Source organism: Phocaeicola plebeius, from assembly GCF_003437535.1.
GTDB classification, from domain to species: domain Bacteria; phylum Bacteroidota; class Bacteroidia; order Bacteroidales; family Bacteroidaceae; genus Phocaeicola; species Phocaeicola plebeius_A.
This window is the reverse complement of the sequence record NZ_QSQT01000007.1, coordinates 1-14,810: the sequence shown is the minus strand read 5'-3', so window position 1 is coordinate 14,810 and position 14,810 is coordinate 1. Positions and strand designations below refer to the sequence as shown.

The 14,810-nt window shown below is 45.1% G+C and carries 13 protein-coding genes; 4 read left to right on the top strand and 9 right to left on the bottom strand.

Annotated features, from left to right (window positions below):
* The first annotated feature begins 90 nt into the window (after window positions 1-90).
* The 3 genes from pta to DXD04_RS04735 all read left to right on the top strand — a co-directional run bounded on the left by pta (window position 91) and on the right by DXD04_RS04735 (window position 3,590).
* Window positions 91-1,101 (top strand): phosphate acetyltransferase, encoded by a 1,011-nt coding sequence (pta, locus tag DXD04_RS04745; protein ID WP_117671341.1) that lies wholly within the window; start codon window positions 91-93, stop codon window positions 1,099-1,101.
* Window positions 1,102-1,197: 96 nt separating this feature from the next.
* Window positions 1,198-2,397: an acetate kinase gene (locus tag DXD04_RS04740; RefSeq protein ID WP_117671339.1), complete on the top strand. Its 1,200-nt coding sequence runs from the start codon at window positions 1,198-1,200 to the stop codon at window positions 2,395-2,397.
* Between the two features lie 152 nt (window positions 2,398-2,549).
* Complete coding sequence (locus DXD04_RS04735; protein ID WP_117671337.1) at window positions 2,550-3,590, top strand: sugar kinase; 1,041 nt, start codon at window positions 2,550-2,552, stop codon at window positions 3,588-3,590.
* 93 nt (window positions 3,591-3,683) lie between these two features.
* Here DXD04_RS04735 and DXD04_RS04730 read toward each other — a convergent pair whose 3' ends face one another.
* The 7 genes from DXD04_RS04730 to DXD04_RS04700 all read right to left on the bottom strand — a co-directional run bounded on the left by DXD04_RS04730 (window position 3,684) and on the right by DXD04_RS04700 (window position 8,384).
* Entirely contained in the window at window positions 3,684-4,448 is a 765-nt protein-coding gene (locus tag DXD04_RS04730; RefSeq protein WP_117671484.1) for a UDP-2,3-diacylglucosamine diphosphatase, read from the bottom strand.
* A gap of 19 nt (window positions 4,449-4,467) precedes the next feature.
* Window positions 4,468-4,788 (bottom strand): metal-sulfur cluster assembly factor, encoded by a 321-nt coding sequence (locus DXD04_RS04725; RefSeq protein ID WP_022053104.1) that lies wholly within the window; start codon window positions 4,786-4,788, stop codon window positions 4,468-4,470.
* A gap of 85 nt (window positions 4,789-4,873) precedes the next feature.
* Window positions 4,874-5,563: a RadC family protein gene (radC, locus tag DXD04_RS04720; RefSeq protein WP_117671335.1), complete on the bottom strand. Its 690-nt coding sequence runs from the start codon at window positions 5,561-5,563 to the stop codon at window positions 4,874-4,876.
* A gap of 60 nt (window positions 5,564-5,623) precedes the next feature.
* Complete coding sequence (locus tag DXD04_RS04715) at window positions 5,624-6,619, bottom strand: glycosyltransferase family 2 protein (RefSeq protein ID WP_117671333.1); 996 nt, start codon at window positions 6,617-6,619, stop codon at window positions 5,624-5,626.
* A gap of 13 nt (window positions 6,620-6,632) precedes the next feature.
* A complete protein-coding gene (gene ispF, locus DXD04_RS04710) occupies window positions 6,633-7,112 on the bottom strand; it encodes a 2-C-methyl-D-erythritol 2,4-cyclodiphosphate synthase (protein WP_117671331.1) in 480 nt (159 codons plus the stop codon).
* The gene (locus tag DXD04_RS04705; RefSeq protein ID WP_117671329.1) at window positions 7,109-7,726 is read right to left on the bottom strand and encodes a fumarylacetoacetate hydrolase family protein; all 618 of its coding nucleotides are present in this window, start codon (window positions 7,724-7,726) and stop codon (window positions 7,109-7,111) included. Before DXD04_RS04705 ends, ispF begins: the two co-directional genes overlap by 4 nt.
* 4 nt (window positions 7,727-7,730) lie before the next feature.
* On the bottom strand, window positions 7,731-8,384 hold the full coding sequence (locus DXD04_RS04700) for a redox-sensing transcriptional repressor Rex (protein ID WP_117671327.1): 654 nt from the start codon (window positions 8,382-8,384) through the stop codon (window positions 7,731-7,733).
* A 110-nt stretch (window positions 8,385-8,494) separates the two neighbouring features.
* Here DXD04_RS04700 and DXD04_RS04695 point away from each other — a divergent pair, with 110 nt between their 5' ends.
* On the top strand, window positions 8,495-8,833 hold the full coding sequence (locus DXD04_RS04695) for a translation initiation factor (RefSeq protein WP_117671325.1): 339 nt from the start codon (window positions 8,495-8,497) through the stop codon (window positions 8,831-8,833).
* A 133-nt stretch (window positions 8,834-8,966) separates the two neighbouring features.
* On the opposite strand, the gene DXD04_RS04690 is transcribed toward DXD04_RS04695, so the two are convergent.
* Together DXD04_RS04690 and DXD04_RS04685 are read right to left on the bottom strand one after the other, a co-directional pair.
* Window positions 8,967-10,508 (bottom strand): sulfatase family protein, encoded by a 1,542-nt coding sequence (locus DXD04_RS04690; protein WP_117671323.1) that lies wholly within the window; start codon window positions 10,506-10,508, stop codon window positions 8,967-8,969.
* A 30-nt stretch (window positions 10,509-10,538) separates the two neighbouring features.
* Window positions 10,539-14,579: a two-component regulator propeller domain-containing protein gene (locus tag DXD04_RS04685; protein WP_117671321.1), complete on the bottom strand. Its 4,041-nt coding sequence runs from the start codon at window positions 14,577-14,579 to the stop codon at window positions 10,539-10,541.
* Window positions 14,580-14,810: the final 231 nt, after the last annotated feature.

Sequence of the window (14,810 nt, the reverse complement as noted above, 5' to 3'; positions counted from 1 at the left end):
TAGATATTACAAAAATACCTATTTTTGCAAGTGGAAAACAAAAAGCTCGTTACCGCACACAACAAGCATTTACAATTTAACATATAAATCATGGATTTAATCAGTGAAATCGTTAAACGCGCTAAAGCAAACAAACAGCGCATCGTGCTTCCGGAAGGAACAGAAGAACGTACTTTGAAAGCTGCCAATCAGATATTGACAGACGGTGTAGCAGACCTTATTTTGTTGGGTAACCCCGATGAAATCATGAACCTGGCCAAAGAATGGGGATTGGGTAATATCCACAAAGCTACCATCATTGACCCAGAAAACAATCCTCAACAAGAAGAATATGCACAGCTGCTGTGCGAACTTCGTAAGAAAAAAGGAATGACCATCGAAGAAGCTCGCAAACTTGTGCTGAATCCTTTGTACTTGGGCTGTCTGATTATCAAGGCTGGCGACGCAGACGGACAATTGGCAGGTGCACGCAATACAACTGGTGATGTACTTCGTCCTGCATTGCAGATTATCAAGACTGCTCCGGGCATCACTTGCGTTTCAGGTGCTATGCTGATGCTGACACACGCTCCTGAATGCGGAGACAACGGTGTATTGGTAATGGGCGACGTAGCTGTAACTCCTGTACCTGATGCCAACCAGCTGGCACAAATCGCTATCTGTACTGCTCAGACTGCAAAAGCAGTGGCAGGCATCGACCCGCGTGTAGCTATGCTGAGCTTCTCTACCAAAGGTTCTGCAAAACACGAAGTAGTAGATAAAGTGGTAGAAGCATTGAAAATTGCAAAAGAATTAGACCCGGCATTGAAAATTGACGGTGAACTGCAGGCTGATGCTGCCTTGGTTCCAAGAGTAGGTGCAAGCAAAGCTCCGGGTTCTGAAATTGCCGGAAAAGCTAATGTATTGGTTGTTCCTTGTCTGGAAGTAGGAAACATCTCTTACAAACTGGTTGAACGTCTGGGCCACGCTACTGCTGTAGGACCTATCCTGCAGGGTATCGCTCGTCCGGTAAACGACTTGTCACGCGGATGTAGCATCGACGACGTATACAAGATGATTGCCATCACTGCCAACCAGGCTATTGCTGCCAAGGCACAGTAATCATCCGATTCCGATAATTTATTTCCATAATGCCACTCACTTTTCTTGCAGAGTGGCATTATAGTTTTCATCATTACAAAAATATTTAATTAAGATATGAAAGTATTAGTACTCAACTGCGGTAGTTCTTCAATCAAATACAAATTGTTTGAAATGACTACAAAAGAAGTCCTCGCTCAAGGAGGTATTGAAAAAATCGGTCTTCCGGGTTCTTTCCTGAAACTGACTTTGCCTAACGGTGAAAAGAAAGTGATTGAAAAAGACGTGCCAGAACATACCACTGGTGTACAGTTCATTTTCGACACTTTGACTAATGCAGAATATGGAGCAGTAAGCAACCTGCACGAAATCAAAGCAGTAGGCCACCGTGTACTGCACGGAGGAACCAAGTTCAGCGGTTCTGTACTGATTGACGACGCCGTAATTGCAGCTGTAGAAGAATGCTGCGACCTGGGCCCGCTCCACAATCCGGCCAACCTGAAAGGTATCTACGCCGTACAGAAACTTCTGCCGGAAGTACCGCAGGTAGCTGTATTCGATACTGCATTCCACCAGACTATGCCGGACTACGCTTACCTGTACCCGATACCTTACAAGTATTTCGAAAAATACGGTATCCGTCGTTATGGTTTCCACGGAACTTCTCACCGCTACGTTTCAAAGCGTGTATGTGAATTCTTGAACATCCCGCAGGAAGGCAGCCGTATCATTACTTGCCATATCGGTAACGGTGGTTCAATCGCAGCCGTAAAAGACGGAAAATGTATCGATACAACCATGGGACTTACTCCGCTGGAAGGCTTGATGATGGGAACTCGCTGCGGTGACATCGACGGTGGCGCCATCACTTACATCATGAAGAAAGAAGGTCTGACTCCAGACGAAATGTCTACCTTGCTGAACAAGAAGAGCGGTGTACTAGGTATGTTCGAAAAATCAAGCGACATGCGCGAACTGGAAGATGCAGTAGCTAGAGGTGAAGAACGCGCTATCCTGACAGAAAATATGTATTTCTACCGCATTACTAAATACATCGGTGCCTACGCAGCTGCCATGGGAGGTGTTGACGTAATCTTGTTCACCGGTGGTGTAGGCGAAAATCAGGCTACAGCCCGTGCAGGTGTCTGCAAGACATTGGGCTTCCTGGGCGTAGAAATTGATCCGGAAAGAAACAAAGTACGTAGCAAAGAAGCTATCATTTCTACAGACAGCTCTAAAGTAAAAGTAGTGGTTATTCCTACTGACGAAGAGCTGATGATTGCTACAGATACCATGAACATCCTGAACAACAAATAATCACAGGAATCCTAAAAGAGTTAAAAGAGGATACCTCCTGCAAAGGAATTCACTATCTTTGCGCCAGAAACAAAGGCAAAGAGAGATTCCCTCAGGAAGTATCCTCTTTCTTTTTGCCCACGTTCTAACTAATAAACGAAAAACCTTCTATTATGAGCAAAAAGATTGTAACATTTGGAGAAATCATGCTCCGTCTTACCACTCCCGATAACTTGCGCATCCAGCAAAGCCGTGACTTTCTGGTTAACTATGGAGGAAGCGAAGCTAACGTAGCCATCTCCATTGCCAACTTTGGCGGAGAGGTAGAATATATTACCCGATTGCCGGACAATGCACTGGGAGAGACTTGTATCGCAGAGCTCCGTTCTCACAATATCGGAACTAAACACATTCTTTTCGGCGGACATCGCTTAGGTACCTATTACATGGAGAAAGCCGCTGCCATGCGTAACTCCAACGTTATCTACGACCGTGAGAACTCCTCATTCTCTGAACTGAAGCCTGGAATGATTAACTGGCGCGAGATTTTCAAAGACGCAGCCATCTTCCACTGGTCGGGAATTGATGCCGCACTGACTCCCGGATTGGCAGAGGTGTGCAAGGAAGCCATCGACATAGCCAAGGAAATGGGACTGACCATCTCATACGACATCAACTACCGGAAGAACTTATGGAACTACGGAAAAACAGCCCAGGAAGTATTACGCCCGCTCATGACCAGCAGTGACATCATGTTCGGAAGTGAAGGTGAATATGCTCTCGTCACCGGAATTCCGGCTCCCGGCTTCAAGGCCACCCGAAGCGGTGAAAAATACGATACCGCAGCGTATGAGAAGTTCTGCAAGGAAATTAGCCAGCAGATTCCAAACTGCAAATATATCTATATTGCCCTGCGCAATGTGATGAGTTCAGAACACCACACTTTTGCCGGAGTACTTTACGCACAGGGAGAAATGAAATACACCCGCGTGTTCGATATTGACAACGTAATTGACTGTGTGGGAGTAGGCGATGCATTCTGTGGTGCCATGCTTTATGCACAGAATGCATACGAAGACAACCAGAAACGTGTGGACTTCTCTACGGCTGCTTCCGTACTGAAGAATACGATTGCCGGCGACTATAACATGGTGAAAGTATCCGAAGTAGAAGGTCTGCTTGCCCGCCATGAAAGCGGAGAAGTTGCTCGATAACTTACAATACAAACTCTATAAAAATTCAGGCGCTGAAGAGAATGTACGTTCTTCCTCAGCGCCTGAATTATTTCTTATCCTTTTCACACAGTATCACACCGAAGTCTCCCCTTCAATATACTGCTCCAGGAACATATTTTCTCCATCGAAAACCGCATACGAAAATTCGGTAATCCAGTCGCCCAGAATCATCATACGCGACGTACGGCTCAGCATCAAATCCAGCATAATGTGACGATGCCCGTAAATAAAGTAATTAATGTCCGGATGACTCTTTAAATAGTCTTTAGAGAATAGTACCAGCGGTTCCTTATCCTCTCCCATATAATCAGGCTCACGCCCACCTTCCCTCTTCAGGCGACTGTGTTTGGCCCATTCCAGTCCAAATTCCACGCTCCATCGCGGATGAAGCATCGAGAACAATCGCTGCAAGGTCTTGCTGTGAAACATCGTGCGCAGCAACTTGAACTTACGGTCATTGTCGCCCAGTCCGTCACCGTGTCCTAAGAAAAACTCTTTCCCGTAAATCTCACAGGTCAGCGGCTCACGGTGCAGGATGACGCCGCACTCCTTTTCCAGATAGTCTCCACACCAGATATCATGGTTACCGATAAAAAAATGTACTTCCACTCCCAAATCAGTCAGCTCCGAGATTTTTCCCAGAAAGCGGGTATAGCCTTTGGGAACCACCAGCTTGAACTCATACCAGAAATCGAACATGTCGCCCAGCAAGTAGACGGCCGCTGCCCGATGCTTGATACTGTCCAAAAAGTTCACCAGCCTGCGCTCCTGCGTACGCCCGTGTGCAATGGCCCTCGAACCCAAGTGCGCATCCGAAAGAAAATATACATTCTTCATCGCATCCATAAGCCTTTTCTTACAAAAATCCTAATTCCAGTTTTGCCTCCTCGGTCATCATATCCTTGTCCCATTCCGGTTCAAAGACCAGATTGACCGTAGCGGCAGTCACTCCTTCCACCGATTCTACTTTCTGACGCACATCTTCCATAATAAAATCTGCTGCCGGGCAGTTCGGGGCGGTCAAAGTCATGTCGATAGTCAATTCTCCGTTTTCCTGAAGGTCTATCTTATAAATCAAGCCCAGATCGTACACATTTACCGGTATTTCCGGGTCGTATACGGTCTTCAACATATCTATGATTTTTTCCTCAATCTTCAACTTCGTTTCGTTGTCCATAATCTTTAATCTTTCAATCTTTATTCTTTCCGCAAACTTAGGGAAAAATCTCCATTTTTTCATCTTCGACCGACAAAAAAAGACACTAAAGGCGGCCTTCATCTCCATAACTGTAATAATCGCCGTCCGAAACCACCACATGGTCGAGCAAGCGGATGTTCATGGTACGTGCAGCTTCCAGCAGCGCATGGGTCAGGCGGTCGTCATCCTGACTCGGACGAATATTTCCCGAAGGATGGTTGTGACAAAGAATCATGGAAGTGGCCCGTTTCAAGAGTGCCTCACGCAAAATACAACGCACATCGACCTGCGTGGAGGCCAGTCCTCCCCGACTAATTTTAACCGTATCAATCACCTTGGCTGCCTGATTCAGCAACATCACCCAGCATTCTTCCACCGGCAAGTCGCACATCAGGGGATAAAAAAAGGCATACACATCTTGTGAGCTGGTAATTTTCTTCCGCTCAGAAGGTTCTTCCTCTCTTCTGCGCCTCCCCAATTCAGAGGCTGCCAGAATGCTCACGGCCTTTGCCGGACCAATTCCTTTATAACGGCAAAGATCGTCCACCGTATATTTTCCCAACTCACTCAAACGGTTATGGCAGTCATCCAACACCTTCCGCATCAGTTCTACCGCTGTTTCTTCTGTATTGCCGGAACCTATCAGGATGGCCAGCAGCTCGGCATTGCTTAAAGCAGCCGGACCATGCAGCAGCATTTTTTCCCGCGGACGGTCTTCTTCCGCCCACTGGGTAATGTTCAGTTTCTCGTTCATGCATCAATTTCTTAATAAAAACACCGACGAGCTACCGAACATTTTATTGGGGACAATGTCTTATTTATAGAATGTTTTTTCGAAAGCCGAGAAGGACTTTCCGCCACATATACAACGTTTCCACCACGCCCGCAAAAAGCCGGAACCGTAGCCCGTCAATTGTATAAACGCAGCAATGACAGATAGTGCACCAATTTTTATACTTTTATTGCGAATAGAAGCATCGATAAAAATAACCACGGCAAACAAAGCCAACAAGAGCAAGCTCCACGGACAGATAAACGCAACCAGCAATACCATCACGACTCCAACCGTAAATACAGCCGGAAGCAGATGCACGAGCTTCAATGATTCAGGATATTTCTTATACAAATCAATGCGAGCGATACCGGAATTGTGTACCTGCTTGAAAAACTTTTTCAAGTCCGTACGACGCTTATGCCATACCCAGGCTTCCGGAAACAGACGGCAACGGTAACCTCCTTTAAAAATACGGATACTGAAATCTATGTCTTCGCCAAAACGCATCGCAGAGAATCCACCCAATGCCTTGTACACCTCGGCACGGACTCCCATGTTAAAACTGCGAGGATAGAATTTGTCCATTTTTTTCTTGCCGCCCCGGATGCCTCCCGTGGTAAAGAAAGAAGTCATGGCATAATTAATAGCTTTCTGTACATCCGAAAAAGAATCGTGTGCCCGGTCGGGACCTCCAAACGCATCTGCCGGTTCCCGCTGGAGTTCCGCTTCCACCGCAGCCAGGTACGTTTCAGGCAGGATACAGTCTGAATCCAGAATCAGCAGATACTCTCCGCGACTGCGCTCTGCCGCATAGTTGCGCGTCTGTCCGGGTCCTGAATTCGGTTTCTCAAAATAGTGCACATCCAGCATTTCCGTATACTTCTTGACCACCTGCTTGCAAGGAATGGCAGAACCGTCTTCTACGACCACCACTTCAAAGTTTTGATATGTCTGACCGCACAGACTCTGCAACAACTCATCCACTTCATCCGGACGGTTGTACACCGGAATCACCACAGAATACTTCGGATTCATCTTTTATCCTCCTTTAATCTTTTTCAATTAATACCGTAGCATAGGCTGAAATACCTTCCTCACGTCCGGTAAATCCTAATTTTTCTGTAGTGGTGGCCTTGATGGACACGTCGTCCACATCCACCTCCATCACCCGTGCCAGCACTTCCTGCATCTCCGGAATAAATTTTTTCAACTTCGGACGTTCGGCGCACACCGTGGCATCCACATTACCTACCCGATACCCTTTTCCGGCAATCAATTTTACGGTCTTTGCCAGCAGAATCTTGCTGTCAATGTTCTTGAAGTCGGCCGAATTATCCGGGAAATGATAACCAATGTCACGCATGTTGGCAGCTCCCAACAAAGCATCGCAAATGGCATGAATCAACACATCAGCATCCGAGTGTCCCAGCAAACCCATTTCGTGTTCCAGGCGAATACCACCCAGCCAAAGTTCACGCCCTGTCACTAACTTGTGCACGTCGAATCCAAATCCTACTCTTATCTTCATCGTATGTAAAAATCAAGAAGTTTTTCATTTTCCAAAAATCCCTCCAGGTGGTTCCCGATTTGCACGGGGCCTACTCCCACCGGTGTACCGGTAAACAACAGGTCACCGATTTTCAACGTACAGAAACGGCTCACATAAGCAATAATCTGGTCTACAGAAAACAGCATATCAGCTGTATTGCCCTGCTGCACCGTCTTTCCGTCAATATTCAGATGGAAATTCACTTTCTGTATGTCATTCAGCTTTTCCACTGGCACCCAGTCGCCAATGGCAGCCGAACTGTCAAAACCCTTGCACAGTTCCCAAGGCTTTCCTTCAGCACGGAACTTACGCTGTAAGTCACGGGCGGTAAAGTCGATACCTACCGTCACGGCATCGTAATAGCGATGAGCAAAACGTTCGGAAATATTTTTTCCCAAACGGCAAATGCGCACCACCATTTCCGTCTCGTAGTCCACCTGTTCACAAAAATCGGGAATAAAAAAAGGCTTGCTGTCTTTCAGCAAGGCAGAATCCGGCTTCATAAAAATAACCGGTTCCTGGGGCAAGGCTTCTCCTGCATGCAACTCATGGCAATGCAGGCTATAGTTCATGCCTATAGCAATAATTTTCATGGAGTTATTTCTTTATAATTTCATTCAAACGGTTGAACATCACTGCCAGATGTGCATACAGTGACGTGTTTTGTACGACAATCGTTTCCGGTACACGGATACGGAAGGGAGTAAAGTTCCACACAGCCTGAATACCACCAGCCACCATCTTGTCCGTAATATCCTGAGCAATGTTAATGGGCACGGTCAGCACACCTATTTTCACTCCGTCCTTTGCCCGCCGTTCTTCAAACTCGTCGGTATGGTAAATAGGAATTCCCTCTACGGTTGTACCCACCAGATTCGGGTTAATATCGAATGCTCCTACAATCTGCAGCCCGAAATGTGACAGACCGGAGTCTCTGAGCAATGCGCCTCCCAGACTTCCCACACCAAACAGATACGCCTTATGCAGATTCGTGAAACCTAAAAAATCCTCCAGCACCTGAATCAGCAAATCCACTTCATAGCCCACCCTTGTACGTCCGGAAATATCCACATACGACAAGTCTTTGGCTATCTGCGAAGCATCAATATTTATCTGTCTGGAAATCTGTGTAGAAGATACATACTTCTCCCCTTTCTCTTTCATCAGCTTAGCATTCGAAAGATACCACGGGAGTCTGCGTAAAGTAGGCTCAGGAATCTTGTCCGTCATTTTACGACTTCGTACCGCCATTCGGAGTGTGTTCAATTAATCAATAATGCAAAATTAAACTATTTCTTGTAAACCCTGAACACGATTCCTGAAAAATGTCATACCTTTGAAGCAGATTAAATTAAATTCACATGAAAAAGAACGACTGGAAAGACCGTCTGAACATTGTATATTCCACTAACCCAGACTTCAACTATCAGCTTGACGAAGAGGAAGAGCCGGCAACTGTCGACCCGAAGCAACAAAAACTGAGGGTCAGTATCGAGAAAAAAGGACGAGGCGGAAAAACCGTTACCGTCATTTCCGGATTTATTGGTCCGGAAGATGATTTAAAAGAACTGGGAAGACTGCTTAAAACCAAATGTGGTGTGGGAGGTGCCGTGAAAGACGGTGAAATTCTCATTCAGGGAGAGTTCAAACAACGCATAATCGACCTGCTGAAAGCAGAGGGATTCAGCCAGACAAAATAGGCACATAAAAACGCCTTTACGTTTAAGACAAAACGTCAAAGCGTTTTAGTCAAAACGCACTTGCGTTTGAAAGAAAACGTCCTTGCGTTTTTCTTCAAACGCAAGGACGTTTTTTCAGGGCATCTTAAACTTCTTATTTTGAAGCAATTACTTTATCCAGCAAAGTAGCAAGTTCTTTCACTTTTTCCGGATTCTGCGATGCTACATTTTCTTTTTCCGTAGGATCTTTACGAAGATTATACAACTGAGGTTCAGGCGCGTTACCCAGTTCAGTCTTGGTCCAGAATTCCAATGCAGGCTTATCACTGGGCTGAAGATATTTCCATTCACCCTGAATAATGGCCAGCGTATTGTTCAGATTCTGTTCTACCACATATTCACGGTCAGACTGATCCTTTCCAATCAAAGCCTGCGAACGTGCATGACTGTCGGGGGCCACTCCTTTAGCCAACGGCATTTCCATGATTTCTGCCAGCGACGCAAATACGTCAATCTGAGAGAACAATCCCTGTTGCTTGCAAGGCTGCTGAATAGCTGCCGGCCAGCGTACAATAAACGGTACACGAGTTCCTGCCTCATACAAACTGTATTTTCCTCCACGGTAAATACCCATCGGCGTATGTCCGTTCAACATTTCGCGAGCCTGGTCCTGATAACCGTCATCAATCACCGGACCGTTGTCGCTGGTGAAAATAAACAAGGTGTTATCGGCAATGCCCAGACTATCCAGTGTATTCATAATCTCACCAATGGTCCAATCCAACTGAAGGATTACGTCACCACGGGTACCGAGACCACTCTTTCCGGCAAAACGCGGATGAGGAATACGCGGCACGTGTACATCCTGTGTACCCATGTACAAGAAGAACGGTTTATCAGTAGACGAACAGATAAAGTTCTTCGCTTTTTCAGTGATGACATCGGCAATTTCCTCGTCATTCCACAAAGCAGACTTACCTCCCGTCATCCATCCGATACGAGGAATGCCGTTGATAATGGTATTGTTATGTCCCTGACTCGGTTTCAGTTTCACCAGTTCCGGATTCTCTTCACCCGTAGGCCAGTCGCCTACCTTATGGTCATAGCTGACAGTAATCGGATCGGAAGGATCCAGTCCAGCTACTCTTCCGTTTTCCACAAACACACAAGGCACACGGTCTACCGTAGCCGGAATGATAAATTCATAATCAAATCCGATACTCTGGGTATTCGGCTTGATGAGCCCGTTAAAATTAGTTCCTCCAACAGGTCCCAGTCCCAAATGCCATTTTCCGACCGCACCGGTATGATAGCCCGCTTCATGGAACACATCAGCCAGTGTAACACATGTGGTATCAATAATCAGCTCAGAATTACCCGGAGCGATACCTGTATTTTCCTTTCTCCACGGATAACATCCGGTCAGCATACCGTAACGCGACGGAGTACTCGTAGCCGAAGTGGCATAGGCATTGGTAAACTGTACTCCCTGAGCCGCCAGTTTATCAATGTTCGGCGTAGAAATCTTCGTAGCCCCGTAACAACTCAAATCACCGATGCCTAAGTCGTCCGAATAAATAAAAATCACATTCGGACGCTTCAGGTTAGGAGCTTCCTGCTTCTGCGCCTGACCACATCCGGTCAATCCTGCCAATCCGGAAAGGGCAGAAATACAAACTAAAAGGTCTTGTTTCATCTTTCTATATTTAGGTTAGTAAAATACACGTCATTCTTCTCCCTGCCGGTAAGCCATCGGTGTCAGTTGATATGCCTTCTTGAAAAGCTTACTGAAATAGCGGGGTGAACTGAATCCTGTCTGATCGGAAATCTGGGTTACATTCAGCTCCGGATTGTTCCGCAAAAGGAAGGCCGCTTTTTTCAATCGTAAGGTAATAAAGAAGTCATTAGGCGTCTGGCCAGTAATCGCCTTAATCTTTGCATACATTCTCGTACGCGAAACCAGCATTTGCTGGGCCAGCATATCAATGGTAAAGTCAGAATCATCCAAATGTTGTTCAAATACAGCAATCACCTCATCAAGGAATTCCTTATCCAGCGGATTCGTAGCCAACACCGGAGTCTCCACAGTAGGCTGCTTGGTGAAATACTCCTGCAACTTACGGCGGTTATTCACCAGATTGTTACAACGGAATACCAGCAAACGAGAATCAAAAGGTTTCGTGATGTAATCATCTGCTCCGATTTTCAATCCTTCCAGATTCTGTTCTATTTCAGTACGGGCCGTCAGCAACACCACCGGAATGTGACAAGTGTCCAGGTTCCCTTTCAATTGCTTCACCAATTCAATACCCGACATGCGCGGCATCAGCACGTCACTCAATATAATATGCGGAGAAGCCTCCTCTACCTTTTCCAGCGCATCCTGCCCGTCGACTGCAGTCGTCACCTCATACATACCCTCGAACAACTCAGCCAGCATACGACGAATAGAATCGTTATCTTCTACAATCAAGATATGAGGACGGAAGCCTTCTTTTTCTCCTACAAAAGTTTCTTCTGTCTCAAGGATTTTCTCAGATAACTCCGTATCTAATTCTTTTTTCTGGGCATCAAGCGTCAACTGGCTAACCACAGCATTTTCACCTTCTTCAATAATTTCATCCGCTGTATAAAGCTCCTTGCCCAATGGTATACGAACAATAAACTTAGCCCCCTTGCCTTGGGCGCTTTCCACAGAAATCTTTCCATGGTGAAGTTCCACGATACCTTTTGTCAAAGCCAGTCCAATCCCCGTTCCTGCATTAATCTCTGTATCCACTGAACTTTGATAAAAACGGTCGAAAATCTTATCAATGTCCGCCGGCTGAATGCCACTGCCATTATCTTCCACTGAGAACCATGCTTCTTCATCGGTCTTGCCAACCTCCATGACAATTTTACCTTGGGAAGGTACATGCTTCACGGCATTCGACAACAGGTTATTTATCACCTTACGCATCTGTTTCCAGTCAAACCACAATTCTATTTCATCCTGCGACTTGTGAAACTCCAAATGTATCTGCTTGCTTTCGGCATAAGGCTGGAAAAGCAAATAAGTCTCATTCAGGAAATTGACCAGGTTCATTCGACACACCTTCAATTTCATCTTTCCCTGTTCCTGTTTCCGGAAGTCCAGCAACTCACCTATCAGTTCCTTTAACTGCACTCCGCTCTTATAAGCCAACAATACATTTGAATAAACAGAAGGAGAAAGCTGAGAGGTCTGCATCAGTTTTTCCAACTGCCCGATGATAAGGGTAAGCGGAGTACGAAACTCATGCGAAATACTGGTAAAGAAACGCAACTTATTCTGATTCAGGCGCTCTATATCTTGCAAATGGCGCTGTTCATAGGTCAGTGACGCCTGCAGTTTTACACGGCTCTGATACATCCGCATCAAATAATACACGATTCCTCCTACTATCAGGGCATAAAGCAGAAAAGCCCAGTTTGAAGCATAAAATGGAGATTTCACCACAATTTCCATGCTGATGGGACTGCTTAAACTCTTCGGATTGGACGAACGTACCCACAATGTATACGTTCCCGGATTTAAGTTCGTATAGGTAATAACAGGACGATCTCTCACCATGGTCCATTCCTTGGAGAAACCTTCCAACAGATATTCCATTGGTTCCTTATTCTCCGGGATATAGTTATTGGTAGCAAAATAAATGCTGAACATATTCTGGTCGGCACGCAAAGTAATTTGTGACGTATGGTTCAAAGCACGCTTTAAAATACCAGAAGCATCATTGACTTTTATTTCCTTGCCATTTACTACCAGACGGCTCCACATAATAGAATAAGGCTTCGAACGATAATTTAAACTATCAAGAGCAAACATCACCATTCCGGAAGTACCACCTAAGAACACCTCTTTCTTCTTTGACATGAATAAGGCATTCTCATTTAAAGAATACATCGGGAAACCATTCTCCGACAAATAGTTGCGTATAACTCCTTTATGGTAATCAAAGCAAGAGAATCCCTGATTGGTTATCATCAGCAGCTCCCCACGCTCTCCTTCACAAACTTTATATACACAGTCGCCAGGAAGGCCGTTACTTGCCATATCATAGTTACGGAAGGTATTCGTCTTCTGGTCCAGACAATCCAATCCACTACCTGAAGTGGCAAACCAGATTTTATTCTCGTTGTCACAGAAAATACTGTTCACATTGTTATTGCTGATACCTGACTCTCCGTTACGATATACATAGTGAAGCAATTCATCCGTCTTCAAATTATACGAGAAAACACCTTCACCGGTTACAGCCATCCACAGAACTCCATTCCGATCAAACTCCAGATCAGCTACCATGCGAATCAGTTTTCCCTCCTTATGGTTCAGGAACAGCTGGCGACATTTTCCGGTAGTCCGGGAAAACAAGCAGACACCAGCCTGTGTAGCTACCACCAGACTATCTTTATAAGGTACAATATCGCGTACAATATCCGATGGAATGGTTTCCTTATCTCCTTCTCTCTTTCGATACACTGTAAATCGTCCGGTCTTTATATCCAATTTATTGATACCTCCCAAGTGCAGTCCCAACCATATACAGTCTTCCGCCTCATCATACCAGATGGATTTCACATTATTATGCGAAATGCTATTGGCAGCCGGACGATGAACAAACCACTGGAAAGTACCTTTTTCCGGATCAAACCGATTCAATCCTCCTCCCTCTGTACAAATCCAAATATGCCCTCTCTTATCTTCAAGCATATTTCCTACAATCGGACTGCTCAGTCCTTCAGAAGGATTGTCTTCCTTCTGGAAGAAACGATATATGGCATATTCCGGATTAAAATAGTTCACCCCACCAAAATAAGTTCCAGCCCAAATTGTCCCCTGACCATCCTTCTGGAGACACCATACAGAAGAATGGGTCAGTCCATACGAATCAACCCCTTCGCTGTAGTGTTCCACACGGCCTGTACGGGTATCCAGGCAATCCAGTCCGGTTTCAGTCCCTATCCAAAGACAACCCTTGTTATCTTCTTCGAAACAGCGTACAAAATCAGAAGAAAGGGACGATTTACCTGATAGCAACGCACGTATGTTACGCACTGTCCCTTTATTGTCAAAAAGGAAAATACCTCCGCTCCAGGTACCAATCCAGATATTATGAGAAGAATCTTCAAATATAGACGACACATGCTGTCCGTTTACAAGATGTACAGGCTGCACGCCTTCCGCCCAACGATAAAGGCCATCGTGCTCTGTCCCAATCCACAGACGTTTTGACGAATCGAAGAATAAGGAAGAAATGTTTCCGTTATCAGAAGGAAGCCGAAAAAAGCTGTCAAAATTACCACTCTCTTTGTTGTAACGAAAGACCTCATTTCCACACGCTATGTAAAGCCCTTCATGATAGGTAATGGCATCCACTTTTCCACTGAGTAGTGTAGCAAATCTGCGGGTATCCATATCAAAACTGGCCACCCCTTCCATACACAATAAATAAAGATGTCCTTCCCCATCGCCCGTAATGCGTAGCAAATGATTTGAGAACAAACTATACGGATTGTCCTTTTCCAGCCGGTAGATTGCAATGTCATTTCCATCATAACAATTCAATCCTTCACGCGTACCAATCCATATCAGGTTATTTTCATCTACATAAATATCATTTACTGATATTTGCGACAAGCCGTTATCAGTAGAAAGATGCTTGAAAGTTATATTTTGAGCCGCCAGACGAGGAAATAGTCCGACTAACGCCACCAATAAAAGACAATTTAAAAGTATTTTCTTCATTTCCCTTAGATTCGTAGAAGCTATTACTTGCAATATTCGATAAAAATCCTGAAATATACAAGTCCATAAAAACAAAATATACAATATACATACACCATTTGTACAATTTAGGGACATCAATCCCCCTAAAAATTCTTTTATTTGTTTCTTAGTAAATTTCAATTCAGAAACCATTTTAAATGAAGTGATTTAAACTTTTCTTTTCCTTGCACATTTTCTCAATAGCATAAC